The following is a 26,120-nucleotide window of genomic DNA, read 5'->3' as shown; positions in this document are numbered from 1 at the left end:
GGCCGGTCTCCCCGGGTCCTGACCCTGACTGACTCGGTGTTCCGGGGAGGCGGGGCCGGCCGGCCGGGACCGCGGTCCGGGATCCCTGAGGCGGCCGCTTCTGGTCAGTGAACCTCCCGGCCGTTCCTCCGGGGGTTCCCGGCGGTCTGTTGTCTTTCCGGGGCGGGGCGGTCGGTCAAGGGTGGCCGAAGGCCATCGCGCAGCGACGCGACCGCAGGGAGCGCCCTTGAGGGACCGGCCCGACGCGGAAGGACAGTGGACTGCCGGGACGCCCCCGGACACCCTCCCGGCCCCGAGCGCATGGGTCCCGCCCCCGAAGCCCCGCCCCCCTCCGAAGCCCCCCGGCCCCGGCCCCGCCCCCTACCCCGCCTGCAGTGCCAGCGTCGGCGACAGGCGTGCCGCGCGGACCGCCGGGTAGAGGCCGGCCAGGGTGCCTATCGCCAGCGTCGAGGCGAAGCCGCCCGTCACCGCCCAGAGCGGGACCACCCAGGGGAGGTCGCCCGCTCGGGCGTACGCCGCCGTGGCCGCCGCGCCGAGGGCGATGCCGGCCAGGCCGCCCAGGCCCGACAGGAGCAGGGACTCCGTCACGAACTGGATGCGCACCTGGCCCTTGGTCGCGCCCAGCGAACGGCGCAGCCCGATCTCGTGGCGGCGCTCCAGGACCGAGATGATCATGGTGTTCGCCACCCCGACCCCGCCCACCAGCAGGGCGATCCCGCCCAGCCCCAGGAGCAGCGTGCTGAACGCGCCCTCCGTAGCCGCCTTCGCCTGGAGCGCCGCCGACGGGTCCGACACCGACACCGTGCTCGGCGACTGCGGGTTGGCCGTCGGGGCGATCAGCTCGCGCACCGCCGCGACGCGGTCGTCCGCCGAGCGTTCGTAGACCGCCGTCGGGTGGCCGTCGAAGCCGAGCAGTTGCTCCGCCGCCTCCCAGCCGATCAGCGCCGCGCGCTCGATCTCAGGGGCCAGCGGGATCGGGTCCAGGATGCCGATGACCGTGAAGTACCGGCCGCCGATGAACACTTGCTGCCCCGGCTCCGTGATGCCCAGCCGCTCGGCCGAGACGTTGCCGAGCACCACCGACGGGTAGCGCCCGGTGGCCCCGTTCAGCCAGGTGCCCTTCTGCATCCCGGCGCGCAGCACCTCCAGCAGGTCGTCCTTCGCCGCCTTCAGGCCGATGCCGCCCGTCTCCTCCTTGGGGATGTTCTCCGAGCGCCGTACGGACTGGGCGACATCGCCCGTCGTACCCACCGACTCGACCCCCTCGATGCGGGAGACCATGCCCGGGGCCTCCTTCGGCAGCTTCGTGTCCTGGCCCGAGAACATCGACTGGCCCGGCGTCGCCACCAGCATGTTCGTACCCAGCTTGTCGAGCTCCCGCAGCAGCTTGGCCTGGCTGGACGAGGACACCCCGACCACCGCGATCATCGTCGCGATGCCGATCGCGATCCCGAGCGCGGACAGGAACACCCGCATCGGGCGGGAGCGCAGCCCCGCCGAGCCGACGTGCAGGACGTCGCGCGGCCCGAGCCGGGCCGGGGTCAGCCTTCGCGAGGCCCTCATGGCGCGTTCACCCCTGCCCTGTTCCACACGTCCGCCACGATCTCGCCGTCCCGGATCCGCACCTGCCGCGGCAGGCTCGCCGCGATCTCGTGGTCGTGGGTGATCACGGCGATGGTGGCCCCTTCCGCGTTCAGTTCGTGCAGCAGCTCCATCACCGACCGGCCCGACGCCGAGTCCAGTGCGCCCGTCGGCTCGTCGGCCAGCAGCAGGTCCGGTTCCCCGGCCACCGCCCGGGCGATCGCCACGCGCTGCTTCTGCCCGCCCGACAGTTCGTGCGGCCGGTGCTCCATCCGGTCCCCGAGGCCCACCCGCTCCAGGGCCCGCGCCGCCCGGCGGCCGCGCTCGGCCCGCGAGAGGCCCGAGTACAGCAGCCCTTCGGCGACGTTCGCCCGTGCGCTGATGCCCGGCACGAGGTGGAAGGACTGGAAGACGAACCCGACATGGCGCGAGCGCAGCGCCGACAGGGCGCGGTCGGACAGCTTCGCGATGTCGTGCCCGGCGATGGCGACCCCACCGGCGCTCGGGCGGTCGAGGGTGCCGACGATGTGCAGCAGGGTGGACTTGCCGGAGCCGGACGGGCCGACGATGGCGAGGAGTTCGCCGTTCAGGACGGTCAGGTCCACCCCGCGCAGCGCCTTGACCCCGCCGGGGTACTCCTTGGTGACTCCCGCCAGCTCCACGACGGCGCGCGCGTGCCGGTGTTCTGCCGTACTCACGGTGTCCGTCGTCATGGCTTGGGGATCCCCACCCGCATGCCCTCCTTGAGGGCGTCCCCCTTGACCTCGACGCGGCCCTGGCCGAACATGCCGAGCTCCACGGGCACGTCGCGGACCGCGCCGCCCTCGACGACCTGCACGCCGAAGCCTCCGCCGGACAGCGCGAGGAGGGCGTTGACCGGAACGGAGAGGACGCCCTTGCGGGTCTCGCCGGTGAGCCGGACGGAGACCGGGGACCGGTCCGGACCCTTGATCTCGGAGGCGTTGTCCAAGGACACGTTCACCTCGACCTTCGGCTTCCCGCCTCCGCCTCCGCCCCCGCCCCCGCCGCCCCCACCGGGGCCGCCTCCGTTCGGGTCGTCCGCGTTCGCCGTGCTCCCCACCGAGTCGATCTTCCCGGTGGCCGTCCCGCCGCCGGGCAGGTTCACGGTCACCTTGTCGCCCGTCTTCGCCGCGCCCGCCTTGGCCACGTCCAGCTGGAAGCGGACCATCCGCTCGGTCCCGGTCAGCGTCATCACCGGCTTGCCCGGCGCCGGTTCGTCGCCGACCGCCGTGTCGTTCTTCTGCACCCGCTGCGGGCCGGCCGCGAAGGCGATGTCCTCCTTGCCGACCTCGCCCGTCTCCGCCGACTTGTGCGCCTTCTGCCAGCGCTTGACCGCGGTCGCCGTACCCGCCGTGAAGGTGCCGTCCTGCGGGTCGAGTCCGGTCCCGTACCCGAGGGCCTGGAGGTTCCGCTTGAGCTGCTTGACGTCCTCGCCCTTGTCCCCGGTCTTCATCTGCCGGTACACGGGCGTGCTGCCGTACATGAGCCGCACCGGCCTGCCGTTGACCTCGTACAGCCTCCCGTCCCGCTCGACCGCCGTGCCCGCGCCCGCGGCCCAGGTCAGTACGCCCGGCCCGCCCGCGGCCAGCTTGCGCTCCTGCGCGTAGCCGAGCGTGCCCTCGACCGTGAGGCCCGAGCCGAGGTCCCCGCGGGTGACCGGGGCCGTCGCCTGGGGCAGCCCGTCCGCGCGCCGGTCCTTCGAGCCGTCGGAGTCCGACCGCGGCTGGGCCGCCGTCACCGCGTACCCGCCGCCCGAGACGGCGAGTACGACGGCCAGCGAGCCCAGCAGCCACGTGCCGCGCCGCCTCACGCGGCTTCGCACTTCTTCTGGGCGTCCTGGAAGGCCTGCTCCTGGCCCTCGGGGATCCGGGTCGCGCTCATCGCGCTCCCGTTGAAGGTCGGGTCCGGGATGTTCACGCCGTTGTCCCGCATGCACTTGGCCCACTTCAGGGCCTTGTCCTTGTCCTCCTGCGACACCTGGCCGCTGCCCGGGGCCTGGAGCCCGCAGGCGTCGAAGGCCTTCTTCACGGCCTCCGGGTCCTCGCTGCCCGAGCCCAGGGTCATGCCGCGCGGGTCCTGGCCGGGCTCCGGGTCGGGCGCGTCCATGCCGTGCTCGCGCAGGCACTTGCGCGTCTTGAGCGCCTTGTCGGCGTCGGCGCCGCTCGCCTTCCCGTTGCCGCCGCCACCGCTCGACGCGTTCGTGGACGCGCCGTCCTTCTTCCCGTCCTTGCCGTCCTTCCCGTCCGAGCCGGCACCACCCGTGCAGGCGGTGACGAAGAGGGTCAGGCCGGTGAGCGCCGCGGCCGTGGTCATGGTCATGGATCGATTCATGCGCCGGACCCTGCACCCGATGCGGGTTTCGCTTCCCTCTCCGATCTTGCTTATGACGAGGAAATACGGGATTCCGGTAAAGAGGGCGTCATGCGAGTTCTGGTGGTGGAGGACGAGGAATTCCTCCGGGAGATGATCGCCGACGGGCTGCGCCGCGACGCGCTGGCCGTCGACGAGGCGGGCGACGGCCTGGAGGCCCTGCGCCGCCTGCGCCTGGGCGAGTACGACGTCCTCGTCCTCGACCGCGATCTGCCCGGCCTGCACGGGGACGAGGTCTGCCGCCAGGTGGTGCGCGAGCGGCTGCTGACCCGCGTCCTGATGCTGACCGCTTCCGGGACGGTACGGGACCGGGTCGAGGGGCTCGGGCTCGGCGCCGACGACTACCTCACCAAGCCCTTCGCCTACGACGAGCTCCTGGCCCGCGTCCTGGCGCTGGGCCGGCGCACCCGGCCGGCCCTGCCGCCGGTGCTGGAGCGGTGCGGGATCTCCGTGGACACCGCCCGGCGCAGCGCGAGCCGCGACGGGCACCGGCTGGCGCTGTCGCGCAAGGAGTTCGCGGTGCTGGAGGCGCTGCTGCGGGCGGAGGGGGCGGTGCTCGGCAACGACGACCTGATCGAGCAGGTGTGGGAGCAGGACACCTCGTACAGCACCAATGCCGTGCGGGTGACCCTCAGCAAGCTGCGGGCGAAGCTGGGCGAGCCGCAGCTCATCGAGACGGTGCCGGGGGCCGGCTACCGGATCGCGGGACCGGGCGCCGGGCCGACCACCGATGCGGGCACCGATCCACGATGAGAGCGGTGCTCCATTCCGAGCGCGCCCGTCTCACCGCGCTCTACGGCTCCCTGCTCGTCCTCGCCGGCGGCGGCCTCATCGCCCTGATCAACGTCCTGCTGCGGGGCGGCCTCTACACCCGCATCAGCGGAGCCGTCACCACCGCGGTCCCCGGCACCGCCTTCGAGCGCGCCGCCGTCGAGGGCCAACCGCTCAAGGCGGTCCCCGCCCAGCGGCTCCCGCCCGGCGCCGCCGTCCCCACGCAAGAGCAGCTCCAGACCTGGGCCGCCACCCGCAACCTCTCCACCGCCGTCGAGAGCGCCACCCTCCACGAGTTGCTGATCGTCTCGCTCATCGCCCTCGCCGTGTTCGCCGTACCGTCGATCTGGCTGGCCTGGTGGATGGCGGGCCGCGTACTGCGACCGGTCGGCGTCATCACCGAGACGGCCCGCCGCCTTTCGGGGGAGAACCTGCACGAGCGGATCGGCCTCAAGGCCCCGCCCGGTGAACTCAAACGGCTGGCCGACACCTTCGACGGGATGCTCGACCGGATGGAGAGCCTGGTCGGCGCGCAGCGCCGGTTCGCCGCCAACGCCGCCCACGAGCTGCGCACCCCGCTGGCCGTGCAGCGGGCGGCCGCCGAGATCGGGCTGGCCGGGGACCCGCCCCCCGAGAAGGTGGCCCGGATCCGGTCCAAGCTGATCGGCGTCGCCGAGTCCAGCGAGCACCTCGTCGAGTCGCTGCTGCTGCTCGCCGTATCGGAGGAGGGCCTGGAGACCACGGCCCCGGTGGACCTCGCGGCGCTCACGGAGTCGGCGCTGACGGAGATGCCGTTGACGGACATGGCGCTGACGGACACGGCGCTGACGGACACGGCGCTGACGGACATGGCGCTCACCCTGCCGGAGCCGCCGGATACGGACCCGGCCGGGAGCGGAGCCCCGCAGGCCGGCCCGGCCCTCGTACGGAGCCTTGAGCCGTTGAGCGTGGTCGGCGACCGGGCCCTGCTGGGGCACCTGGTACGGAACCTGCTGGCCAACGCCGTACGGCACAACCGGCCGGGCGGCCGGATCAGCGTGAAGACCTCCGCCGACGGGGCGCTGACGGTGTCCAACACCGGGCCGGTGATCGACCCCGCCGACGTGCCGCGGCTGCTGGAGCCGTTCCGGCGGCGCGCCGAACGGCAGCACACCGCGGGGGAGGGCGCCGGGCTGGGGCTCTCGATCGTCGCCTCGATCGCGCGGGCGCACGGCGCGAAGCTGGTGGTGCGGGCCAATCGGGGACCGGGCGGCGGTCTGACGGTCCGAGTGCGCTTTCCGGTCACACCTGCGCCGCACCGGACGGCGTCGCCTCAGCAATTCTGATGATCGCATGTGTAACGTCGGTCACATGAGCAAGCACCCCCGCGCCGGCTCCCGCACGCCCCTCTCCTTCCGTACGCTCCGCGGCCTCCGTTCGCCCCGGCGTGTCGCGCTCGCCGCCGCCGTGGGCCTGCTGGCCTTCGGGGCGGGCTGGGTCTACACGGTCCAGGAGGACGCCCCCGGCCCCACCGCCCAGGCCCGGACCGGGGACCGTCCGGGGGACGCGGCCGTCCGTCCGCCGTCCTCGGGAACGGCCTCCGATGCCGCCACCTCCGACTCCGCCCCCGCCGGCGGAGCCGCGCACACCACCCGCGGGTCGCGCGGCGCCCCGGGCGCTCCCGGGGCACCCGGTGCTCCCGGCGCCCCGGGAGCACCCGCAGCCCCAGCAGCCCCCTCCGCCTCCGGAGCATCCGGTGCCCCTGCCGGCTCCGATCCCACCGACGGCCTGTCCGAGGTCAGCGACGAGACCCGGGCGCGGATCCCGGCCGACGCCCGCCAGCTCCTCCTCGTCGAAGGCAAAGCGAGGGACTCCTCGGAGTCCACGGCCACCCTCTACAGCCGCCCGGCGGCCGGTGCCGACTGGGTCCGGACCACCGAGAGCTGGCCCGCGCACAACGGCGCCAGCGGCTGGAACTCCGGCGAACGCGAGGACGGGGACCTGACCACCCCGGTGGGCGTGTTCACCCTGGGCGACGCCGGCGGTCTGCTGGAGAAGCCGCCGGGCACGAAGTTCCCGTACGACCACAACCGGCTCTTCGTCCCCACCGGGCGGGGCGTGAACGGCGAATCCCTCGCGGGCGCCTTCGAGTACGTCATCGCGGTCGACTACAACCGTCGCAAGGGGTTGTCCCCGCTGGACCTGGTCAAGCCGGAGGGCGAGGACAAGGGCGGCGGCATCTGGCTCCACGTCGACCACAACGGCCCGTCGCAGGGCTGCATCGGCATCTCGAAGGAAGCCATGAAGAAGCTGCTGACCACCCTGGACCCGGCGGCGAAGCCGGTCGTCGTGATGGGCCCGGCGGGCTTCTGACGGCCGGGGCGACGGCCTGAGCCGGAGGTCAGGGCCGGAGGTCAGGGCCGGCCGCCGGAGCCGACGCTCAGAGCGCCCGCTCGGCGACCGGCCGCAGGACGGGAGCGGCGGACACCCGCCGCTCCCGCAGCAGCAGCCCGATGTACGTCAGGTCGAAGACGCTGCACAGCACGCCGAGCCCGAGGACGAACGCCGAGTCCTCGATGACCCCGAAGAGCAGGGTCGGGGCGAGCGTGCCGAGCCATTTGGCGACGGCGATGACGAGGGACTGCCCGCGCGGCCCGCGCCGGTCGGCGTAGAGGGCGATGAAGAGACCGGACATCAGCAGGTTCTGCAGGAACGCCGCGTACCGGGTCGCGTCGTGCGTCCCGAAGTGCGCCAGGAACAGCCACTGCACGGCGAAGCCGCTGCCGAAGACGAGCGCGCTCCACCCCGCGAAGAGGGGCCGCGTCACGAACCCGGGCAGCTCGGCGCGCCCGAAGCGCAGGTAGGTCCAGATGATGACGACGTCGGCGAGGGCCCACACCACGTTGACCACGCCCTGGGCGGAGACCCCGGTGCGGAAGTCACCCACCGCGTAGGTCGCCTCCCACGCGAAGTTCAGCGCGAGCGCGGCCACCGGCATCGCGTACGTACGGTCCCGCAGTCCGACCCGGATCGCCTCGACGTACACGACGGTCCACGCCACACCGCTGACCAGCGTCAGAAAGAGATCCATCCGCGGCACCCTAGCGGGCACCCGTACGGACACACACCCCTCGGGCGCCTGATTCCCCTCGGCCCTGGGGTCAGATCCTGACGACCCGGACCCGGCTCCCGCACAGCGCGGACAGGTCTTCGGGATCAGAAGTCAGGCGGGTGACGGGCCCGGCCGTTCCGGGGCGGTCGCCGCCACGATGGCATCCAGCGCTTGCGTGTGCCCGTGCAGCCCGGCGGCGGCGAGCAGCTTGCTCGCGGCGCGGGCGATCGCCTCGCTCGGTGGGATCACGTTGACCGGGAGACGGCGTGGTCGAACCGGGACCGCTTCACGTGGGTGCGCGCCTTGAGCGCCGCGATGCTCCCCTCGTGGAGGGAGACGGACACCGGCCGCGTCGGGCCTTCGCCGGGCGGAGGGGGTTCGACCATGGCGCCATCGTCACAAACTGAATGTCATTCGGCTCGCGCATTCCTTTCGGGTCCGGTCGCCGCTACTCGCCTACCCCTTGCCTGACGGACCGTCAGCTACGACGATGGCCCCGGCACCGGGCCCTCGCCGAGCGGGTCCCGCAGCGGCGGCGCCGGTGAACCTGGACGACGAAGCGGAGGCGGCATGGCGCGCGTGTTTGCGGAAGGCCGGCTGGTCTACGGGATGCAGCTCCCGATCCAGTCGCAGAGCACCATCTACGCCGAGCCCTGGGAGGCCTCGGCGACCGCCGCCGACCTCGCCGAGGTGGCGCGGGCCGCCGACCGGGCCGGCTTCGGGTACCTCGCCACCTGCGACCACGTCGCCATCCCGCGCCGCCTCGCCGGTCCCATGAGCACCGTCTGGTACGACCCGGTGGCCACCCTCTCCTTCCTCGCCGGGATCACCGAGCGCGTACGGCTGCTCAGCCACGTCGCGATCCTCGGCCTGCGCCACCCCCTCCTCAGCGCCAAGCAGTACGCCACCGTCGACCACCTCTCCGGCGGCCGGCTCATCCTCGGCGTCGGCGCGGGCCACGTGCAGGAGGAGTTCGAGGTCCTCGGCGTCGACTTCGCCCGGCGCGGAGCCGTCCTCGACGAGACCCTGGACGCACTGCGCGCCGCCCTCGGCCCCGAGGAGTACCCGGAGTTCGAGGGCGAGCTGTTCTCCTTCAAGGACCTCGGCCAGCTGCCCCGCCCCGCCCAGAGCCGCATCCCCGTCTGGGTCGGCGGCTCCTCGCCCGCCGCCGTCCGCCGGGCCGCCGTGCGCGGCGACGGCTGGCTCCCGCAGGGCGACCCGCGCGAGAAGCTGCCCGCGCAGATCGCCCGGATCAAGGAGCTCCGTGCGGCGGCCGGGATCGCGGACCCCATCGAGTTCGGCGCGATCACCGAGGCGCTGTACGTCGGCGAGCCCGGCTGGGACACCGGCCGGCGCACCCTCACGGGCAAGGCGGAGGCGCTCGCCGAGTCGCTGCGCGCGTACAAGGCCCTCGGCGTGGACCAGATCCAGGTCCGCTTCCGCAGCCGCGACCGCGCCGAACTGACCGACCAGATCACCGCGTTCGGGGCCGAGGTCGGCCCGCTCCTCAACGACTGAACGCCTCACCGATCGAAACGACTGAACGCCTCACCGATCGAACCGCCTCAACGACGGAACACTCAACGACTGGGAGTACGGGCATGGGCAAGCTGGACGGGCGCGTCGTCGTCATCACGGGCGCGGCGCGCGGCCAGGGCGAGCAGGAGGCCCGGCTCTTCGCCGCCGAGGGGGCCAAGGTGCTCCTCTGCGACGTGCTGGACGAGCAGGGCGCCGCCGTCGCCAAGGAAATATCGGAGGAGGCGGGCGAGGACCGCGCCCGGTACGTGCGGCTCGACGTGAGCCGGGAGGAGGACTGGGCCGCCGCCGTGGCCACCGCCAAGGAGGCCTTCGGGCCGGTCGGCGGCCTGGTCAACAACGCCGGCATCCTGCGCTTCAACGAGCTGGTCTCCACCCCGCTGGAGGAGTTCGAGCAGCTGATCCAGGTCAATCAGGTCGGCACCTTCCTCGGCATCAAGGCCTTCGCCCCCGAGATAGAGGCGGCCGGCGGCGGCACCATCGTCAACACCTCCTCGTACACGGGCCTGACGGGCATGGCGTACGTGGGCGCGTACGCGGCGACCAAGGCCGCGATCGTCGGCCTGACCCGGGTGGCCGCCCTGGAGCTGGCCGCCAAGGGCATCCGGGTCAACGCGATGTGCCCGGGCGCGGTGGACACCCCGATGGCCAACCCCGGCCTGCTGGACCCGGCCAACATGAGCGACGAGGCCCGGGACGCGATGGCGGAGCTCTACGGGCGGGTCGTGCCGATGGGCCGGGTGGGCCGGCCGGACGAGATCGCCAAGCTGGCCCTGTTCCTGAGCAGCGAGGACTCCTCGTACATCACCGGCCAGCCGTTCGTCATCGACGGTGGCTGGATGGCGGGCGTCAGCATCATGTGACCTGCGCTCCGCCTTCATCTGATGAGGCGTCAGGTATTGACGCTCCCGCTCCCCCGGTGGAACAGTCGACTCATCAAATCTGACGACACGTCAGAAACCAAAGGACGGTGAACCCCCTTGGAATTCGGGCTCTTCGTGCAGGGATACGTGCCTGAGGCGCGGTCCAAGGTCGACCCCGAGGCAGAGCACAAGGCGCTGATCGAGGAGACCGAGTACGTCATCCAGGCCGACAAGTCCGGCTTCAAGTACGCCTGGGCCTCCGAGCACCACTTCCTGGAGGAGTACTCGCACCTCTCGGCGAACGAGGTCTTCCTCGCCTACCTCGCCCACGCCACCGAGCGCATCCACCTCGGCTCCGGCATCTTCAACCCGCTCGCCCCGGTCAACCACCCCGTCAAGGTGGCCGAGAAGGTCGCGATGCTCGACCACCTCTCCAAGGGCCGCTTCGAGTTCGGCACCGGCCGCGGCGCGGGCAGTCACGAGATCCTCGGCTTCCTGCCCGGCATCACGGACATGAACCACACCAAGGAGATCTGGGAAGAGACCATCGCCGAGTTCCCCAAGATGTTCCTCCAGGAGGAGTACGAGGGGTTCCAGGGCAAGCACTGGTCGCTGCCGCCGCGCAAGATCTTCCCCAAGCCGTACGGGAAGGCCCACCCGGCCATGTGGTACGCGGCCGGCTCCCCCTCCTCGTACGCGATGGCCGCGAAGAAGGGCCTCGGCGTCCTCGGCTTCAGCGTCCAGAAGGTCTCCGACATGGAGTGGGTGCTGGAGCAGTACAAGACGGCCATCCAGGAGGCCAAGGCCATCGGCGCGTTCGTCAACGACAACGTGATGGTCACCTCCACCGCCATCTGCGCCGAGACGCACGACAAGGCGGTGGAGATCGCGGTCAACGCGAACATGAACCGCTTCCAGTCCCTGGTCTTCCGCTACCACGACACCTTCCCGCGGCCCGAGGCGATCCCGCAGTGGCCCGAGACGCTCCCCGAGTACAACGCGGAGATCATCGAGCTGCTGATCGCCGAGGAGCTGCTGATCTGCGGGGACCCGTCCGAGGTGCTCGCGCAGTGCAAGCGCTGGGAGCAGGCGGGGGCGGACCAGCTGTCGTTCGGCTTGCCGACCGGGGTCTCGTACGAGGACACGATGAACACCGTCAAGCTCATCGGCGAGCACGTGATCCCGAAGATCGACACCGACCCGGTCCACCGCACCACGCGGTTCCGCGAATCCGCCTGACCGGGCGGGCAGTACGGGGGCGGCGTCTTCCCGGACCGCCGTCCCGCACCGGCCCCGGCCGGAGGTCATGCCGAGGCCGCGGCCGGCCCGGCGGGGCCCCCGGCCGGGGCGCGCGGACGTCCGGGGCGGGCGGCGCGGCGGGCGCGGCCCCCGGACGACGGCCAGCGACACGAACACCGGCAGAGGGGACGTCATGCTCGACCACCTGATCAAGGGAGCCACCGTCGTCGACGGCACCGGAGCCGGCGCCCGCGCGGCGGACGTCGGCCTGCGCGGCGGGCGGATCGCCGTCATCGGCGCGCCCGGCACGGTCACGGAGGAGGCCCGGACCACCGAGGACGCCACCGGGCTCGTCCTGTGCCCCGGCTTCGTCGACCCCCACACGCACTACGACGCCCAGCTCTTCTGGGACCCGTACGCGACCCCCTCCATGAACCACGGCGTCACCACCGTCGCCGGCGGCAACTGCGGGTTCACCCTCGCCCCGCTGCACCCCGACCGCCCCGAGGACGCCGACTACACCCGGCGCATGATGAGCAAGGTCGAGGGCATGGCCCTGGCGGCCCTGGAGGAGGGCGTCGACTGGACCTGGTCCGGCTTCGGCGAGTACCTCGACGCCCTGGAGGGCCGGATCGCGGTCAACGCCGGCTTCATGGTCGGCCACTGCGCGCTGCGCCGCCACGTCATGGGCGCGGACGCCGTCGGCGGACAGCCCACCCCCGAGCAGATGCAGCAGATGCTCGACCTCTTCCACGACGCCATGAACGCCGGCGCCTGGGGACTGTCCACCACCCAGTCCGCCACCCACTCCGACGGGGACGGCGCCCCCGTCGCCTCCCGCCATGCGAAGCCCGCCGAGCTGCTCGCGCTGTCGAAGGCCGTCTCCGAACACGAGGGCACCCAGCTCGAAGCCATCGTGGCGGGCTGCCTCGACCAGTTCGCCGACGAGGAGATCGACCTCTTCGTCGACATGAGCGCCGCCGCCGGCCGCCCCCTGAACTGGAACGTCCTCACCATCGACGCGGCCGTGCCCGAACGGGTCCCGCGCCAGCTCATACCGAGCGAGCGCGCCCGCAAGGCGGGCGGCCGCATCGTCGCGCTGACCATGCCGATCCTCACCCCCATGAACATGTCGCTCGGCACCTTCTGCGCGCTGAACCTGATCCCGGGCTGGGGCGAGATCCTCGGACTGCCCGTGCCCGAGCGGATCGCGAAGCTGCGCGACGCCGGCGTACGGGCGCAGATGCTGCGCCGCGCCGACAGCAAGGAGGCCGGGGTCTTCCGGCGCCTGGCCAACTTCGGCCGCTACGTCATCGGGGACACGTACGGCAAGGAGAACGAGGGCCTCTCGGGCCGCGTCGTGAACGACATCGCCGCCGAACGCGGCCAGGACCCCTTCCAGTGCCTGGTCGAGATCTGCGCCAACGACGACCTGCGCACGGTGCTCTGGCCGATGCCCACCGACAACGACCCGGCGAGCTGGGCGCTGCGCGCCGAGACCTGGCAGCACGAGGACGTCATGCTCGGCGGCTCCGACGCGGGCGCGCACCTGGACCGCATGTGCGGGGCCCCGTACACGACCCGCTTCCTCGGGGACTGCCTGCGCGGGCGCAAGCTGGTGCCGCTGGAGCAGGCGGTGAAGATGCTCACCGACGACCCGGCGCAGTTGTTCGGGCTGCGCGAGCGCGGCCGGATCGCCGAGGGCTTCCACGCGGACCTCGTCCTCTTCGATCCGGAGCGGATCGAAGCGGGCCCGGCCACCCTCGTCCACGACCTGCCGGGCGACAGCCCGCGCCTGGACGCCCGCGCGATCGGCATCGTGTCCGTACGGGTCAACGGCGTGGAGACCATCCGCGACGACGAGGTCACGGGGGCGATCCCCGGGATCGTGCTCCGCTCGGGCCGCGACACGAGGACGGTGAGCACGCGATGAGCGGGCCCCTGCGGCAGAAGCTGTACATCGGCGGTGAGTGGGTCGAGCCGGAGGCCGGCCACTACGAGGTGGTCAACCCGGCCGACGAGTCGGTGGTCGGGCTCGCGCCCGAGGCCTCGCGCGCCCAGGTCGAGGAGGCGGCGCGCGCGGCGGCGCAGGCCTTCGGGCCCTGGTCCCGTACGAGTCCCGAGGAGCGGGCGGCCGTCCTGGACCGGGCCGCGGACATCATGCAGCGCGAGTACGAGCCGTGGTCGGCCCTCGCCCGCGCCGAGACGGGCGCGCCGACCGGGATCGCGCGCGGGATGCAGGTCGGGGTCGGGGTCGCGCGCTTCAGGCGGTACGCGAAGGGCGCGCTCGAACCGGTGGAGCGCGGGCTCGCGCCGCAGGTCACCGAGGCCGGGCCGATGGGGAAGGCGAGCGTCCTGGGGGCGCTGGAGGTCCGCCAGCCGGTCGGCGTGGTCACCTGCATCACCTCGTACAACAACCCGTGGGCGAATCCGGCGGGCAAGGTGGCCCCGGCGCTGGCCATGGGCAACACGGTGGTGGTGAAGCCGGCCCCGCAGGACCCGCTGTCGGTGTTCAAGATGGCGGAGGCCCTGCACGAGGCGGGCGCTCCGGCCGGCGTGGTGAACGTGGTCTGCGGTGCGTCGGTCGAGGTCGGCGAGGCCGCGGTGGACTCCCCGTACGTGGACATGGTGTCGTTCACCGGCTCCACGGGCGTCGGGCAGCGCATCGCGGAGGTCTGCGGCCGCTCGATGAAGCGGCAGCTGATGGAGCTCGGCGGCAAGGGCGCGGCGATCGTCTTCGGGGACGCCGACCTGGACGCGGCGGTGATGGGGATCGGCACCACCTTCTCCTTCTACTCCGGTCAGATCTGCACGGCTCCGACCCGGGTGATCGTGCACCGGTCGGTGTACGAGCGGCTGGTGGAGAAGCTGACCGGCTACCTGGCCTTCATGAAGGTCGGCGACCCGGCGGCGGCGGGGACGGTGGTGGGCCCGGTGATCTCGGCGGCGCACCGGGACCGCGTGGAGTCGTACGTCGAGCTCGGCCGCAAGGAGGGCGCGCGGATCGCGTACGGCGGGGAGCGGCCGGTGGTCGGGGACGGCCGCGGGTTCTACGTGGCGCCGACGCTGCTGGTGGACTGCACGAACGACATGCGGGTGGTCCGGGAGGAGATCTTCGGGCCGGTGGTCGTGGTCGTGCCCTTCGACGGGGACGAGGAGGAGGCGGTCCGCCTCGCCAACGACAGCGATTTCGGGCTGCTGAGCTACGTGTGGTCCGGGGACGCGGCGCGCGCCTTCCGGGTGGCGCGCCGGCTGCGGGCGGGCGGGGTCGGCGTGAACACGATCGGCCGGAACATGGAGGCCCCGTTCGGCGGCTTCAAACGGTCGGGCGTCGGGCGGGACGTGGGCTCGTACGCGCTGCACGCGTACAGCGAGATGCAGTCGATCGTCTGGACGACGTGAGACGCGGGTCACACGGGAAAGTTCAAAGCGGCACAAAAGGGGTACGGCTGCGGTTTCCGCATTCCGGAACGGAGTGTCCGCTCCCTGGTGTCCAGGGGGCGGGTCCGGAGATGAACCTTGAATTGCATGACGGTGAACCGGGATTGGCTCTGGATTCCAAGGTGTTTCCGTCGGTAGCGGGTCGGACTCAAAGCCTCCGGATATGGAAAACGCAGCCTCTAACGTCCTGACCCATGACACAGCTGGACGTACGGCCTCGGGTCGCAGACACGGTGAACGGCGGTGCCGGCGGCGAGGGCGGCGCCGGCGACGACGGTGACGTGCGCGGCAAGGGCCTCGGCAAGGGCTCCGTGGGCCTGGTGGGCAGTGCCGTCATCGGCATCTCCACCGTCGCCCCCGTCTACTGCCTGACCTCCACCCTCGGCTCCACCGCCGGAGAGGTCGGCGTCCAGATGCCGGCGGTCTTCCTCGCCGGCTTCCTGCCGATGCTGCTCGTCGCCTTCGCGTACCGCGAGCTCAACAAGGCCGTACCGGACTGCGGCACCTCCTTCACCTGGACCGTGAAGGCCTTCGGCCCGCGGATCGGCTGGATGTGCGGCTGGGGCCTGGTGATCGCCACGATCATCGTGCTCTCCAACCTGGCGGGGGTCGCCACCTCGTACTTCTGGCTGCTGGCCGGAGAGATCACCGGCAATCCGGCGATCGCGGCCCTGGACGACGACAAGCTCGTCCACATCGTCACCTGCCTCACCCTGATCGCCTCCGCGACCGCCATCAGCTACCGCGGCATGACCGCCACCAAGGGCGTCCAGTACACCCTGGTCGGGCTCCAGCTCGCGGTCCTCGGCCTCTTCGTCGCGATGGCCTTCCAGAAGGCCTCGGCCGGCACCTTCGACACCGGCCTGGACTTCTCCTGGCAGTGGATGAACCCCTTCGCGGTCGAGTCCATGGGCGCCTTCACCGCCGGACTCTCCCTCTCGATCTTCATGTACTGGGGCTGGGACGCGTGCCTGGCCACCAACGAGGAGACCACCGGCTCCGCCAAGACCCCCGGCCGCGCCTCGCTCATCGCGATGGTCGTCCTGGTCGGCTCGTACCTGGCCACCGGCATCGCCGCCCAGATGGCCGTCGGCTCCGGCGCCGCCGGCCTCGGCCTCGGCAACCCCGAGACCTCCGGCAACGTCTTCGCCGCCCTCGCCGGCCCGGTGATGGGCCCGGTGCTCGGCATCCTGCTCTTCGTCGCGGTCCTCGCCTCGGCGACCGCCTCGCTCCAGACCACGTTCATCCCGGTCGCCCGCACCGTCCTGGCCATGTCCACGTACGAGGCCCTGCCCGCCTCCTACGCCAAGGTCCACCCCCGCTTCAAGACCCCGGGCCGCGCCACCGTCATGGCGGGCGTCGCGACCGGCGCGTTCTACACCGTGATGACCCTCGTCAGCGAGAACGTCCTGACCGACACGATCTTCGCGCTCGGCCTGATGATCTGCTTCTACTACTCGCTGACGGCCTTCGCCTGCGCCTGGTACTTCCGCGGCGAGCTGCGCCGCTCCGCCCGTGACCTGTTCTTCAAGGGCGTCTTCCCGGTCCTCGGCGGGCTCCTGCTCGCCGCCGTCTTCCTCAAGACCCTCATCGACATGTGGAACCCGTCGTACGGCTCGGGCTCCACCGTCCTCGGCGTCGGCAGCGTCTTCGTCATCGGCGTCGGCCTGCTGGCCCTCGGCCTGGTCGTCATGCTGGTCACCGAGCGCCGCAGCCCGGCCTTCTTCCGCGGCGAGATCCTGACAAAGTCCACCCCGGCCCTGGTGGTCGAGGACTGACCCCGCCGCACACTGGAGGAGTCCCCGCGGCCCGGGACGATCCCCCCGCTCCGGGCCGCGGACCCAATACCGGTCGCACCGGACGTCACCCCATGGTGGGCCCGGTGGTGACCCTGGGTGGCGGCGGGTCGTTGGGTACGGCATGAACCCCATGAAGCGCCGCCTCGCCGCCCTGGTCCTCACCAGCGGCGCCGCCCTCGCCCTGAGCCCCCTCGCCGCGGCCCACGCCGACACCAAGGGCCCCACCATCGAGGGGCAGCCCGTCACCAAGCGCATCACCGACATCGCCAACCACCCGGGCCAGGCGGTGGAGGACACGAAGACGGCCCTGGCCGTGACCACCTCCGCCGCCGGCACCGCCACCCACGCCACCGACAGCTCCCTCGCGGGCGCGGGCAACGCCATCGACGGGCTCCCGAAGGCCCCGTCGGTGCGCTGACCCGGCGACCGGGCGGCGGGCCTGCGGGCGGGCCTTCAAGGGGAGTTGATCGTTGAGCAGGCCATGATCCTGTGGCTGCTCAATACCTTCAGTACGTTCACCCTCGGCATCCTCCTCGTCGGCGGCTTCGTCGCCCTCGCCGTGTTCGGCAGCCTGGCCGCCCGCCGCCGCTTCCCGCACCTGGCCGGCGGCGAGCACAACGAGATGGTCGGCGTGGCCCTCGGCATGTTCGGCGCGATCTACGGGATCATCCTCGCCTTCGTCGTCGTCACGCTCTGGACCCAGCTGGAGAGCACCCAGACCGTCGTCGCGACCGAGGCCACCGACCTCGCCCTCGTCGTGCGCAGTGCCGAGTCCTTCCCGCCGGCCGAACGCGCCCGCGTGGAGCAGGCGGTGGGCGCCTACGTACACGCCGTCGTCGAGGTCCAGTGGCCGATGATGCGGGACGGCCGCCCCAGCTACGACGCGACCGCCGAGCAGACGCACGGCCTGTACCGGGCGTTCCAGGCGTACGAGCCCTCCGGAACCCGCAACGAGACCTTCTACGAGGAGGCGGTGGGCCGCCTCAACGACGTCGCGGCGCAGCGCCGCGCCCGCGTCACGATGGCGGAAACGTCCCTGCCGGTGCTGCTCCAGGTACTGGTGTACGGAGGCGCGCTGGTGATCCTCCCGCTCACGTTCCTGTTCGGCCTGCGCAGCCTGAAGATGCAGCTGCTGTTCGTCTCGGCGGTGGCCGGTCTGATCGGCTTCAGCCTGCTGCTGGTGATGGCCCTGGACCGCCCCTTCGCGGGCGACCTGAGCGTGAGCCCGGCCCCGTACAAGGAGGCGGCGCTGTCCCAGTTCTGGCGGGCGGGGTAGGGGGCCACGGTGGGGCGGGGCTCGGAGGAACGGCGCGTCGGGGTCGGGGAGGGCAGGGCAGGGCAGGGCCACAGCGGACCGGAATCAGAGAGGGTCCGGGGGCGTCCCGTCAGTCCACTGTCCTTCCGTGTCGGTCCGGGCCGTCAAGGGCGCTCACTGCGTTCGCGTCGCTGCGCGATGGCCTTCGGCCACCCTTGACCGCCCGGCCCGCCCCGGAAAGACAACAGACTGCCGGGAAGCCCCCGAAGGATGGCCGGGGGGTTCGTGTTCCGACCAGGGCATCTGGATATGCCGACCAGCACCCCCGGATCGCCCGGAGATCCCTCCCGGGGCCACCGGGCCCGGCCATGACGGGGGGCGCGGCCGATCGCTACGCGCTCCTCTCGGCCTAGCGGCCTGCGACCGCCTGTGGCTGGACATAGGCCGCCCAGACGAAGTCCTTGGGCCGCTTGTCGGGCGTCTGCCGCCCGATCGGACTGCAAATGACGGCTGAGAGGGGTGAAAAGTGGGTGGGAGGGGGCGAGGAGGAGCCTGATGCCGGATGTTTCAACCTTTCACTCCACCAAGGCTCGTTGAGGGTCCCGATCACCGGATGAAAGGGACGAACAGCCCGCGGGCGCCTGCCGGGAGAGGTCAATGCGAGTGGTGGGCGGCTTATGTCCGGCCACAGGCGGTCGTCGGACGCTGAGAGGCGAGGAGCGCGTAGCGATCTGGTGCGTGGGGGTGGGGGATGGGGATCTGATCGCTGCCTGGTGTGGGGTGGGCCGGTGTGGTGCGGAAAGGACTGTCGTGAGGGCTCTGCCGGAGGCTCCGGCCTCCCCGGGCGTCATTTCGCTCCGGCTGGGTGGCCCGGTGGGCTGGGGTGGCTGGACAGGGGGGCACGGTCGGCATCCCTGACACGGGGATGTGGGAACACGTCCCCCCTGACCGTTCCTTCGGGGGCTTCCCGGCAGTCTTATGGCATTCCGGGGCGGGCCGGGCAGTCAAGGGTGGCCGAAGGCCATCGCGCAGCGACGCGACCGCAGGGAGCGCCCTTGACGGCCCGGACCGACACGGAAGGACAGTGGACTGCCGGGAAACCCCCGGACTCCCTCTGATGCCGACCGGCCGGAGCTCAGGCTCCGGTGACGCCGCCGAGGAACGCAGCCCAGGTCGTGGGGTGTACGGCCAGCTCCGGGCCCGCCGTCACCTTCGAGTCCCGGATGTGGACGGCTTCGGGGCATGCGGCGACCTCGACGCAGCTGTCGCCCTGACTGCCGCTGTACGTCGACTTGTGCCAGGGGAGGGCGACCTCGACGCAGTTGTCGCCGTCGCCGCTGCTGTAACTGCTCTTGAACCAACGCAACTGGGATCTGTTCACAGGTCGCCTCGCATTCGCATCAACAAGCCCACGCTGTCAGCAGGGTTGAGGGCCTGAATGCGAAGTTTGGCATACCGCTGGTGGAGAACGCTGACGTCTTTCGGGTCATAGATGACCCGACCCGACTGCTGACCTTCGCTGTATCCCACCCACTCGTGGTCGTTCGTTTCGAGGAGACAGAAGGGTCCACCGAGACCCACGTGTTGTTGGCTCACTCTCGGCATCATCTGCAGGTCGACATTGGGCAGCGCCGCGTACTCCAGCAGGTGGTCGATCAACTGGCGGGTTACGACCGGTCCACCGGTCTGCCTCTCAATGACCCCCTCTTCGAGGATGAAGCTGAAGACTGTGTACGGGGTGCGGGACAGCAGCTTCTGCCGGTCCAGGCGAGCCACGATCCGAGCCTCCGCCTCTTCCGCCGTGGGTGGCGGGAGTGCCGCGCTGACCAATGCGCGTGCGTAGGGCTCGGTCTGTAACAGCCCTGGGACCGAACGGGACTCGTACGTGTTGAGCGTGACCGCTTCCTCTTCGTGCTCCGCCCATGCCCTGAACCAGGACGCCAGCCCCCGCCTCCGCGTCAGCTCCCTAGCAGCGATGCGGATGACGCCGAAGGCGTCCAACGCCTCCTCCGCGCGGTTCACGAACGTCGCGGACGGATGTCGCCGACCCTGTTCTACCGAGCCGACGTACTGGACGGAGTAGCGAAGGCGTTCGGCCATTTGCTCCTGAGTGAACCCAGCCCGTTTACGGAAGGCCTTCAGCGTCTCGCCGAAGTTCCGCAAGCCCCCGTCCGGTCCTGCCCCGCCGTCACCGCTCTCGTCCTGGCTCGCCATCGCGGTCACCTCCCGCGTTCAGCTTCACGGGCGGTAACCGCGCCTGTCCAGAACGTGAACTCGTACAGATGAAAAGTAGCGGTCGACTTTCTGGCAACCGCCCCGCCCACCCGCCACGTTGCTCCCATGACCGCACCCCCTGCCCCCGCCCAGCCCCCCGTCCGCACGTTCACGCAGCGTTTCAGCAGTACCCGGCGCGGGGCCCGCCTCGCGCGGTGTCTCGCCGTGGTCGAGCTGCACGACTGGGGGATTCCGCACCGCACCCCGCTGTCCGAGGACGCGGAGCGGATCGTCGCCGAGTTCACCGCCAACGCCGTCACCCACGGGCACGCCGCCGGCCGGGATTTCGAGCTCAGGCTGACGCTCCTCGGGAGCGTGCTCCGCATCGAGGTGTCCGACGCCCGCCGCGAGCGGCGGCCCGTCGTCCAGCCGCACGCCCACCAGGCCGAGGGCGGCTACGGCCTGCGCATCGTCGATGCCGTCGCCGCTGACTGGGGCGTCGCCGACCGGGTGATCGGCAAGACGGTCTGGGCCGAGCTGGGCCGAGGGCGCAGTGAGCGGCGTTTTGCTGGAGTGGATCGGCTGCGGCAGATGGTCTCCGACGGTGAGATCGACTTTTCCGTGATCAAGGATGGGTCTGAGCCGACGTGATCGGCATGGCGGTGGCTGTGCCCCTCTTGTGGGTGATGGCGGCTCAAGCAATTTCGAAGTATTTTCAAAGTTGTGACCGCTGAGAACGCTGTGAACTTCTCCGAGCTGGTGAACAAGAACAAGCAGACGCTCGCTCGGCTCAAGGAATCACCCCGGCTGCTCCTGCACCGCAGAGACGGTGAGGACTTGGTCCTCACCACCGCGGCGAGAGCGGAGCAAGACCAGACCGTGGTGTCGGCCGCTACCAGGATGCTGGCCGCGATGGCGCGACGGGAGCCTGGCAGCATGGAGTTGCTGCTCGACATACTGCCGGACGCGTTTCCCTGGGTCCGCTTCCTGCCCGAGCCCGATGTCCATGCGTTCGCGGTCGAGCTGGTCGACACCATGCGTGCAGCCGACTCCATCGGCAACAGTGCCTCCGTCGCCCAGTTGCTCGTCGCATGGCAGCACACGGCCGAAATCCACTCGGACCCCGAGCTGCTCGATGCGCTGTCCAGGGATCATGATGGGGACTACGGGCCGGTGCCCGATCCGCGAGGTGTTGCATGACGCCAGGGCGCGGGGACCGCGCCGCGCCGCCCGCCCCTGACGGCCAGTGGGAGGTCCGATTCGCCGACGGAGCCTCGGCCAAGGGCTGGGATCCGGTACCTCGTGGACAGGGATCGGGATACGTGCTGGATCACCTTCGCCGGTACGGGGCACCCGCGAGCCACCGACCGGCGGTGAGCGCGGTTCGGCCGGCTCGGGCTATCGGCGCTGCCAGCGGGGGGCCCTGTCGTCCGGGCGGTCCGGGGTCGGGAAGTGGAAGGGGACTCCCAGGTGGTCGGCGAGGGCCGTGCCGGAGCGGGTGGCCACCGCGGCGGCGGTGCTCCGGTGGACGGTGGCCAGCCGGTGTTCCCCGGCCGGCCCGTCGGTGATGGCCAGCAGGACCACGAACCAGTCGTGGACCGTGTCCCCGTCCCACACGGCCTCGACCGCCACCACGCGCCCCGGGAACCCGGCGGCGCGCGCCGCCAGGGAGTCGAGGTCGACCGGCGAGTCGGGGGTGCGGGCCACCCGGTCGCCGAAGTGCGCGTAGCGGGCGCCGACCAGGTCCTGGGCCTGCCTGAGGCCGAGGCCCGATACGCGGCCGGCCTCCCAGACCGCCCGGACCGCGTACATGTACCGGTCCTGGAGTACGTATCCGTCGGCCTGTTCGCGGACGCCGGCCGGGATGCTCTCCCACCGGAAGCTCACGCGGGTCCCTCCGGGACGAAGACGCTCACCCGGTAGCTCGTCGGGTGGGTGAGGCGGCCGCAGAACTGGTCGATGCGTACGCACTCGGGGTCGAGCTCGCGCTCGGCGCAGAGGCGGCCGACGTACTCCTTCATCTCCGCGTGCACCTGCGTCGAGAACAGCGGCTCCCAGTGGCCGCGTACGGCCGCCGCCCGGCGGTGGGCACGTTCCCGGCTTCGTTTGCGCTTCTGCTGGCCCGGCATGTGGATCAGCCCCCTTTCGGGGGCCATCGTCGGACCGGCCGTGCGCCCGCGTCGAACGAATTAGAGGTACTGCGCGAAGTCGTCCAGGATGCGCATGATCTCCGGCTCCCGCTCCGGCGGGAGCTGGACGACGACCTCCTCGATGCCCAGGTCCGCGTAGTGGGCGAGCTGGCCCGGGCTCGGGTGGACCGCGTACGGGACCACCTGGAGGTCCTTCGGGTCGCGGCCCGCGCTCTCCCAGATCTGGCGCAGCACCGGCAGCGACTCGGTGAGGCCGCCCCCGCCGATGGGGAGCCAGCCGTCGGCGTGGTCGGCGATGGCCGCGAAGAGCTTCGGGCCGGCCGCGCCGCCGATCAGGGTGCGGGGGCCGTGGAGGGGGTGGCCGGGGCCGAGTTCGCGCGGGGCCTGGACCGGCTTGGGGTGGGCCTGGCTGGCCTGTACGGAGCAGAACTCGCCGATGTACGGGGTGGGTTCCGGCGCCCACAGGGCGCGCATCAGGGCCATGCGGTCCCTGACCAGTTCGCGGCGGGTGCGCCACTCGACGCCGTGGTCGGCGGCTTCCTCGACGTTCCAGCCGTAGCCGATCCCGAGGGTGAAGCGGCCGCCGGAGAGGTGGTCGAGGGTGGCGATCTGCTTCGCGAGGGCGATGGGGTCGTGCTCGGTGACGAGGGTGATGCCGGTGCCGAGCGCGAGGCGTTCGGTCACGGCGGCAGCCTGGCCGAGGGCGACGAAGGGGTCGAGGGTGCGCCCGTACATCTCGGGGAGGTCCCCGCCCATGGGCGCGGCGGTGTCGCGGGCGACCGGGATGTGGGTGTGCTCGGGGAGGTAGAGCCCGGCGAACCCGCGCTCCTCCAGGGCTCGGGCGAGGCGGACGGGGGAGATGGTGTGGTCCGTCAGGAAGATGGTCGTGGCGATCCGCATGGCTGGGGGCACCTCCGTGGCTCTTCGATGGAGGGCCACGCTACGGCCTGCACGCGCGATTGTTGAGGGGGCGTCAGGCCCGGGTCGCGTCTTTCGGATCGGGATGGGCCCGGGGCCGATCCGTCCTGATCCGAACGGGGCGGCCTAGCCCACGGGATAGCGGGTCTGCCAGCCGGTGGAGGGGACCTTCGGGCCGTGCAGGGAGGGTCCCTGGGTCATTTCGAGGGCGAAGTCGTCGGCGAGTTCCAGGAGGGTGGCGCGGCCTTCGAGGCCGGCGAGCCAGGCGCCCGGGAGGGCGGTTTCGCCGTGCAGGGCGCCGAGCAGGGCCCCGCAGAGGGCGCCGGCGGCGCGGGAGTCCCCGCCGTGGTTGACGGCGAGGCGCAGGCCGTGCGGGACGTCCTCGGCGACGAGCGCGCAGTAGACGGCGACGGCAAGGGCGTCCTCGGCGGCGCCGGGGCCGTCACCGCTGTTGCCCAGGGCCGACACCGTGCCCGCGGAGGGCGTCCCCCGGGGGACGGCCGCCAGCGCCTGCTGGAGGGCGTCGGTGACGGCCTGGTGGCCGGGGCGGGCGCCGAGCAGGCCGAGGGAGCGCTGGACGGCCGCGTCGAGGGAGTCGCCGCGGGTCAGGCCGTGGACGATGACGGCGAAGGCGCCGGCGGTGAGGTACGCGGCGGGGTGGCCGTGGCTCTGCGCCGCGCACTCGGTGGAGAGTTGGAGGACGAGGCCGGGCTCCCAGCCGACCAGCAGACCGAAGGGGGCGGAGCGGGCGGCCGCGGCCGCGTCACGGGCGGCGGGGTTCTTGGGCCGGCCGAGGGTGCCGAGGACGTCGTCGGCGAAGCCGGTGAGGCAGGCGCGCTCGGGGGCGCGGCGGGCGTAGAGCCATTCCTGCTGCGCGAGCCAGCCGTTGTCCTTGCGGCGCTCGTCAGGGCCCCAGTCGTGCTGGGTGGCGGCCCAGCGCAGGTACGCGCGGTGGATGTCGGTGGGCGGGTGCCAGGCGCCGGTGTCCCGGCGTACGTGGGCGCGGATCAGCCCGTCCACGGTGAACAGGGTGAGCTGGGTGGCGGCGGTGACCGTGCCGCGGGGGCCCTGCGGGCCCGGGGCGGGTTCGGTCAGGCCCTGCGGGCCGTGCGCTTCGCGGATGGCGTCGAGGGAGAGCCCGGCCACGGGGGCTCCGAGGGCGTCGCCGACGGCGGAGCCGAGGAGCGTGCCGCGGACGCGGCTGCGGAAGTCCTGCTGCTCGGGCCGGCCCCAGAGCCCGGCGACGACGCGGGTCCGCCCGCCGAGCGTGCCGCCGGGCTGCGGCGCGGGGCGGGCTCCGGCGACCCGGGCCGCGATGCCGGCCGCGGCCGCGGGCCCGCCCACCGGCCGCGCTCCGGTGTCGGCGCTGGTATCGATACCGGCGCCGGTATCGATACCGGTGTCGGTGCCGGTGCCGGGAATCGGCGGTATGGAGTGCTTCTCGGTCGTCGTGTCGTCCATCGCGATCCCCCTGCCCCGCCCCGGCATGCTCTGGCGCGCACTGTAATGGACACGTCTGATCGAATACGGAACCGGGGCGTCCAGCAAGCCTCATGTTCCTGCGGAACGGCTGGAATCCGTGGGCCGTTCCCTCGACATCTCGATCACATCCGGTCCGAACCGGCCGGCAGACGCCCAGGTGGCGACCCTTGATCGACATGTGGCACGTTTTGCCACTCGCCTTGGAGCCGGCCGGTTTCGGCCATGTCTCGTTCATGCGGAGTTATCCGACGGCCAACAGCCTCAAGGGCATGAAGAAGGCACTCCTCGCCGCGACCGTCGTCGCCTCCGCGCTCACCGCTTCCCTGGTCGCAGTCCCCGCCGCCACCGCCGCACCGGCCTCCACCGGCTGGGACCTCCCCTGGAGCAACCACCACGGCCGCGCCGGCTCCATACCCTTCACCGAAGCCACCGTCACCGCCGGCGCGGACGGCCGGTTCACGCTGAAGTGGAAGGCCCAGGGCGCCAAGCGGGTCGAGATCAAGGCGAACGGCAAGGTCGTCGCCAAGGGCGGCGCCCAGGGCACGGCCGTGGTCTCCGGCCTGCCCGCCGCCGACCGCCAGTGGTTCGACTTCAAGGCCGACCGCGGGGAGGGCCTGCGCCTCGCCGACCGCCTCATCACGCTCGAAGGCGCGGTCAACTTCCGCGACGCGGGCGGCTACCGCACCACCACCGGCCAGTGGGTCAAGATGGGCGAGGTCTACCGCTCCGACGCCCTGAACAAGCTGACCGCCGCCGACCTGGCCAAGCTCCAGCGCCTGCGCGTCAAGAACGTCTTCGACCTCCGCATGGAGAGCGAGCGCACCGCCGACCCCGACAAGGTCCCGGCCGGCGCCAAGTACACCGTCGCCGACGTCTTCGCGGGCTCCGGCTCCTTCCAGGCCCTGCCGAAGTCCCCCGACGAGGCCGTCAAGGCCATGGTCGACGCGGAGAAGGCGATGGTCGGCGGCGAGGGCGGCAAGAAGGCCTACCACCAGGTCTTCGAGGGCCTGGAGCGCGACCGCGACCGCGCCGTCCTCTTCCACTGCACCGCCGGCAAGGACCGCACCGGCTGGGCGAACGCCGCCCTGCTGACCGCCCTCGGCGTGCCGGGCGACACGGTCATGGCCGACTACCTGGCCAGCAACGACTACCGCCGGGCCGCCAACGACGCGATCCTGTCGCACCTGCCCGCCCCGCAGGCCGCCGTGTACAAGCCGATGCTCGACGTCCGCGCCGAGTACCTGAACTCCGGCTACGACGAGGTCGAGGCGGAGTACGGCACTTTCGACCGCTACCTCAAGGACGGTCTCGGCATCGACGCCCGCGAGCTGAAGCAGCTCAAGAAGGACCTCCTCGTCGGCTGATCCACCGGCCGCGCGGCGAAGGGCC

At 71.9% G+C, this 26,120-nt stretch carries 26 protein-coding genes and 1 pseudogene; 14 read left to right on the top strand and 13 right to left on the bottom strand.

Annotated features, from left to right (window positions below; all coding sequences use genetic code 11):
- Window positions 1-360: 360 nt before the first annotated feature.
- Genes AB0M92_RS04395 through AB0M92_RS04380 form a run of 4 tightly spaced genes read right to left on the bottom strand, consistent with a single transcriptional unit; the run spans window position 361 to window position 3,921 of the window.
- Complete coding sequence (locus tag AB0M92_RS04395) at window positions 361-1,563, bottom strand: ABC transporter permease (protein WP_366100573.1); 1,203 nt, start codon at window positions 1,561-1,563, stop codon at window positions 361-363.
- Window positions 1,560-2,294, bottom strand: coding sequence for an ABC transporter ATP-binding protein (locus AB0M92_RS04390; protein WP_366100572.1), 735 nt, complete (start codon window positions 2,292-2,294; stop codon window positions 1,560-1,562). The genes AB0M92_RS04395 and AB0M92_RS04390 overlap by 4 nt, the downstream gene beginning before the upstream one ends.
- Window positions 2,291-3,412: a peptidoglycan-binding protein gene (locus AB0M92_RS04385; RefSeq protein ID WP_366100571.1), complete on the bottom strand. Its 1,122-nt coding sequence runs from the start codon at window positions 3,410-3,412 to the stop codon at window positions 2,291-2,293. The genes AB0M92_RS04390 and AB0M92_RS04385 overlap by 4 nt, the downstream gene beginning before the upstream one ends.
- The gene (locus tag AB0M92_RS04380; protein ID WP_366100570.1) at window positions 3,409-3,921 is read right to left on the bottom strand and encodes a hypothetical protein; all 513 of its coding nucleotides are present in this window, start codon (window positions 3,919-3,921) and stop codon (window positions 3,409-3,411) included. The genes AB0M92_RS04385 and AB0M92_RS04380 overlap by 4 nt, the downstream gene beginning before the upstream one ends.
- A 102-nt stretch (window positions 3,922-4,023) precedes the next feature.
- Between AB0M92_RS04380 and AB0M92_RS04375 the strand changes: the two genes are divergently transcribed.
- Genes AB0M92_RS04375 through AB0M92_RS04365 form a run of 3 tightly spaced genes read left to right on the top strand, consistent with a single transcriptional unit; the run spans window position 4,024 to window position 7,095 of the window.
- Window positions 4,024-4,725, top strand: a complete 702-nt coding sequence (locus tag AB0M92_RS04375) for a response regulator transcription factor (RefSeq protein ID WP_366100569.1) — start codon at window positions 4,024-4,026, stop codon at window positions 4,723-4,725.
- Window positions 4,722-6,068 (top strand): ATP-binding protein, encoded by a 1,347-nt coding sequence (locus AB0M92_RS04370; protein WP_366100568.1) that lies wholly within the window; start codon window positions 4,722-4,724, stop codon window positions 6,066-6,068. Before AB0M92_RS04375 ends, AB0M92_RS04370 begins: the two co-directional genes overlap by 4 nt.
- Before the next feature lie 25 nt (window positions 6,069-6,093).
- Window positions 6,094-7,095, top strand: a complete 1,002-nt coding sequence (locus AB0M92_RS04365; RefSeq protein WP_366100567.1) for a L,D-transpeptidase family protein — start codon at window positions 6,094-6,096, stop codon at window positions 7,093-7,095.
- Window positions 7,096-7,162: 67 nt separating this feature from the next.
- Here AB0M92_RS04365 and AB0M92_RS04360 read toward each other — a convergent pair whose 3' ends face one another.
- The 3 genes and pseudogenes from AB0M92_RS04360 to AB0M92_RS04350 form a co-directional block, all read right to left on the bottom strand.
- Window positions 7,163-7,813 carry a hypothetical protein gene (locus AB0M92_RS04360; RefSeq protein WP_366100566.1) on the bottom strand — a complete coding sequence of 217 codons (651 nt, stop codon included), beginning with the start codon at window positions 7,811-7,813 and terminating at the stop codon, window positions 7,163-7,165.
- A 70-nt stretch (window positions 7,814-7,883) separates the two neighbouring features.
- Window positions 7,884-8,083: pseudogene (locus tag AB0M92_RS04355) on the bottom strand (DNA-binding protein); the annotation flags it as partial.
- Window positions 8,080-8,220, bottom strand: a complete 141-nt coding sequence (locus AB0M92_RS04350) for a hypothetical protein (protein WP_366100565.1) — start codon at window positions 8,218-8,220, stop codon at window positions 8,080-8,082. The pseudogene AB0M92_RS04355 and the gene AB0M92_RS04350, both read right to left, overlap by 4 nt.
- Before the next feature lie 184 nt (window positions 8,221-8,404).
- Here AB0M92_RS04350 and AB0M92_RS04345 point away from each other — a divergent pair, with 184 nt between their 5' ends.
- From AB0M92_RS04345 to AB0M92_RS04310, 8 genes are all read left to right on the top strand, one after another.
- Window positions 8,405-9,352, top strand: a complete 948-nt coding sequence (locus AB0M92_RS04345) for an LLM class F420-dependent oxidoreductase (RefSeq protein ID WP_366100564.1) — start codon at window positions 8,405-8,407, stop codon at window positions 9,350-9,352.
- A gap of 83 nt (window positions 9,353-9,435) precedes the next feature.
- Window positions 9,436-10,233: an SDR family NAD(P)-dependent oxidoreductase gene (locus tag AB0M92_RS04340; protein ID WP_366100563.1), complete on the top strand. Its 798-nt coding sequence runs from the start codon at window positions 9,436-9,438 to the stop codon at window positions 10,231-10,233.
- 117 nt (window positions 10,234-10,350) lie between these two features.
- Window positions 10,351-11,472: an LLM class flavin-dependent oxidoreductase gene (locus tag AB0M92_RS04335; protein ID WP_366100562.1), complete on the top strand. Its 1,122-nt coding sequence runs from the start codon at window positions 10,351-10,353 to the stop codon at window positions 11,470-11,472.
- A gap of 193 nt (window positions 11,473-11,665) precedes the next feature.
- Window positions 11,666-13,405, top strand: a complete 1,740-nt coding sequence (locus tag AB0M92_RS04330) for a D-aminoacylase (RefSeq protein WP_366100561.1) — start codon at window positions 11,666-11,668, stop codon at window positions 13,403-13,405.
- Window positions 13,402-14,874 carry an aldehyde dehydrogenase family protein gene (locus tag AB0M92_RS04325; protein WP_366100560.1) on the top strand — a complete coding sequence of 491 codons (1,473 nt, stop codon included), beginning with the start codon at window positions 13,402-13,404 and terminating at the stop codon, window positions 14,872-14,874. The genes AB0M92_RS04330 and AB0M92_RS04325 overlap by 4 nt, the downstream gene beginning before the upstream one ends.
- 233 nt (window positions 14,875-15,107) lie before the next feature.
- Window positions 15,108-16,691 carry an APC family permease gene (locus AB0M92_RS04320; RefSeq protein ID WP_366100559.1) on the top strand — a complete coding sequence of 528 codons (1,584 nt, stop codon included), beginning with the start codon at window positions 15,108-15,110 and terminating at the stop codon, window positions 16,689-16,691.
- Window positions 16,692-16,833: 142 nt separating this feature from the next.
- A complete protein-coding gene (locus tag AB0M92_RS04315) occupies window positions 16,834-17,130 on the top strand; it encodes a hypothetical protein (RefSeq protein ID WP_366100558.1) in 297 nt (98 codons plus the stop codon).
- Window positions 17,131-17,193: 63 nt separating this feature from the next.
- Complete coding sequence (locus AB0M92_RS04310) at window positions 17,194-17,988, top strand: DUF4239 domain-containing protein (RefSeq protein ID WP_366100804.1); 795 nt, start codon at window positions 17,194-17,196, stop codon at window positions 17,986-17,988.
- 1,114 nt (window positions 17,989-19,102) lie between these two features.
- On the opposite strand, the gene AB0M92_RS04305 is transcribed toward AB0M92_RS04310, so the two are convergent.
- On the bottom strand, window positions 19,103-19,348 hold the full coding sequence (locus tag AB0M92_RS04305) for a DUF397 domain-containing protein (protein WP_366100557.1): 246 nt from the start codon (window positions 19,346-19,348) through the stop codon (window positions 19,103-19,105).
- Window positions 19,345-20,181: a helix-turn-helix transcriptional regulator gene (locus AB0M92_RS04300; RefSeq protein ID WP_366100556.1), complete on the bottom strand. Its 837-nt coding sequence runs from the start codon at window positions 20,179-20,181 to the stop codon at window positions 19,345-19,347. The genes AB0M92_RS04305 and AB0M92_RS04300 overlap by 4 nt, the downstream gene beginning before the upstream one ends.
- Window positions 20,182-20,307: 126 nt before the next feature.
- On the opposite strand from AB0M92_RS04300, the gene AB0M92_RS04295 reads away from it, so the two are divergent.
- Window positions 20,308-20,832 carry an ATP-binding protein gene (locus AB0M92_RS04295; protein ID WP_366100555.1) on the top strand — a complete coding sequence of 175 codons (525 nt, stop codon included), beginning with the start codon at window positions 20,308-20,310 and terminating at the stop codon, window positions 20,830-20,832.
- Between the two features lie 72 nt (window positions 20,833-20,904).
- A complete protein-coding gene (locus AB0M92_RS04290; protein ID WP_366100554.1) occupies window positions 20,905-21,381 on the top strand; it encodes a hypothetical protein in 477 nt (158 codons plus the stop codon).
- A gap of 198 nt (window positions 21,382-21,579) precedes the next feature.
- Here AB0M92_RS04290 and AB0M92_RS04285 read toward each other — a convergent pair whose 3' ends face one another.
- From AB0M92_RS04285 to AB0M92_RS04270, 4 genes are all read right to left on the bottom strand, one after another.
- The gene (locus AB0M92_RS04285) at window positions 21,580-22,068 is read right to left on the bottom strand and encodes a hypothetical protein (protein ID WP_366100553.1); all 489 of its coding nucleotides are present in this window, start codon (window positions 22,066-22,068) and stop codon (window positions 21,580-21,582) included.
- A complete protein-coding gene (locus AB0M92_RS04280; RefSeq protein WP_366100552.1) occupies window positions 22,065-22,310 on the bottom strand; it encodes a hypothetical protein in 246 nt (81 codons plus the stop codon). The genes AB0M92_RS04285 and AB0M92_RS04280 overlap by 4 nt, the downstream gene beginning before the upstream one ends.
- Before the next feature lie 60 nt (window positions 22,311-22,370).
- Entirely contained in the window at window positions 22,371-23,231 is an 861-nt protein-coding gene (locus AB0M92_RS04275; RefSeq protein WP_366100550.1) for an LLM class F420-dependent oxidoreductase, read from the bottom strand.
- A gap of 144 nt (window positions 23,232-23,375) precedes the next feature.
- Window positions 23,376-24,710, bottom strand: coding sequence for an ADP-ribosylglycohydrolase family protein (locus tag AB0M92_RS04270; RefSeq protein WP_366100549.1), 1,335 nt, complete (start codon window positions 24,708-24,710; stop codon window positions 23,376-23,378).
- A gap of 290 nt (window positions 24,711-25,000) precedes the next feature.
- Here AB0M92_RS04270 and AB0M92_RS04265 point away from each other — a divergent pair, with 290 nt between their 5' ends.
- Window positions 25,001-26,095, top strand: coding sequence for a tyrosine-protein phosphatase (locus AB0M92_RS04265; RefSeq protein WP_366100548.1), 1,095 nt, complete (start codon window positions 25,001-25,003; stop codon window positions 26,093-26,095).
- Window positions 26,096-26,120 lie beyond the last annotated feature (25 nt).

The organism is Streptomyces sp. NPDC051582 (assembly GCF_040681715.1).
Classification (GTDB): Bacteria; Actinomycetota; Actinomycetes; order Streptomycetales; family Streptomycetaceae; genus Streptomyces.
The sequence above is the reverse complement of the archived record's forward strand: the minus strand, read 5'-3'. Positions and strand labels throughout refer to the sequence as shown.

Coding starts and splice junctions, on each gene's coding strand:
- AB0M92_RS04365 (WP_366100567.1), top strand. CDS start 6,094: ATGAGCAAGCACCCCCGCGCCGGCTCCCGCACGCCCCTCTCCTTCCGT.
- AB0M92_RS04350 (WP_366100565.1), bottom strand. CDS start 8,220: ATGGTCGAACCCCCTCCGCCCGGCGAAGGCCCGACGCGGCCGGTGTCC.
- AB0M92_RS04300 (WP_366100556.1), bottom strand. CDS start 20,181: ATGGCGAGCCAGGACGAGAGCGGTGACGGCGGGGCAGGACCGGACGGG.
- AB0M92_RS04370 (WP_366100568.1), top strand. CDS start 4,722: ATGAGAGCGGTGCTCCATTCCGAGCGCGCCCGTCTCACCGCGCTCTAC.
- AB0M92_RS04345 (WP_366100564.1), top strand. CDS start 8,405: ATGGCGCGCGTGTTTGCGGAAGGCCGGCTGGTCTACGGGATGCAGCTC.
- AB0M92_RS04295 (WP_366100555.1), top strand. CDS start 20,308: ATGACCGCACCCCCTGCCCCCGCCCAGCCCCCCGTCCGCACGTTCACG.
- AB0M92_RS04310 (WP_366100804.1), top strand. CDS start 17,194: ATGATCCTGTGGCTGCTCAATACCTTCAGTACGTTCACCCTCGGCATC.
- AB0M92_RS04395 (WP_366100573.1), bottom strand. CDS start 1,563: ATGAGGGCCTCGCGAAGGCTGACCCCGGCCCGGCTCGGGCCGCGCGAC.
- AB0M92_RS04270 (WP_366100549.1), bottom strand. CDS start 24,710: ATGGACGACACGACGACCGAGAAGCACTCCATACCGCCGATTCCCGGC.
- AB0M92_RS04375 (WP_366100569.1), top strand. CDS start 4,024: ATGCGAGTTCTGGTGGTGGAGGACGAGGAATTCCTCCGGGAGATGATC.
- AB0M92_RS04360 (WP_366100566.1), bottom strand. CDS start 7,813: ATGGATCTCTTTCTGACGCTGGTCAGCGGTGTGGCGTGGACCGTCGTG.
- AB0M92_RS04325 (WP_366100560.1), top strand. CDS start 13,402: ATGAGCGGGCCCCTGCGGCAGAAGCTGTACATCGGCGGTGAGTGGGTC.
- AB0M92_RS04265 (WP_366100548.1), top strand. CDS start 25,001: ATGAAGAAGGCACTCCTCGCCGCGACCGTCGTCGCCTCCGCGCTCACC.
- AB0M92_RS04330 (WP_366100561.1), top strand. CDS start 11,666: ATGCTCGACCACCTGATCAAGGGAGCCACCGTCGTCGACGGCACCGGA.
- AB0M92_RS04275 (WP_366100550.1), bottom strand. CDS start 23,231: ATGCGGATCGCCACGACCATCTTCCTGACGGACCACACCATCTCCCCC.
- AB0M92_RS04320 (WP_366100559.1), top strand. CDS start 15,108: ATGACACAGCTGGACGTACGGCCTCGGGTCGCAGACACGGTGAACGGC.
- AB0M92_RS04315 (WP_366100558.1), top strand. CDS start 16,834: ATGAACCCCATGAAGCGCCGCCTCGCCGCCCTGGTCCTCACCAGCGGC.
- AB0M92_RS04390 (WP_366100572.1), bottom strand. CDS start 2,294: ATGACGACGGACACCGTGAGTACGGCAGAACACCGGCACGCGCGCGCC.
- AB0M92_RS04340 (WP_366100563.1), top strand. CDS start 9,436: ATGGGCAAGCTGGACGGGCGCGTCGTCGTCATCACGGGCGCGGCGCGC.
- AB0M92_RS04380 (WP_366100570.1), bottom strand. CDS start 3,921: ATGACCATGACCACGGCCGCGGCGCTCACCGGCCTGACCCTCTTCGTC.
- AB0M92_RS04280 (WP_366100552.1), bottom strand. CDS start 22,310: ATGCCGGGCCAGCAGAAGCGCAAACGAAGCCGGGAACGTGCCCACCGC.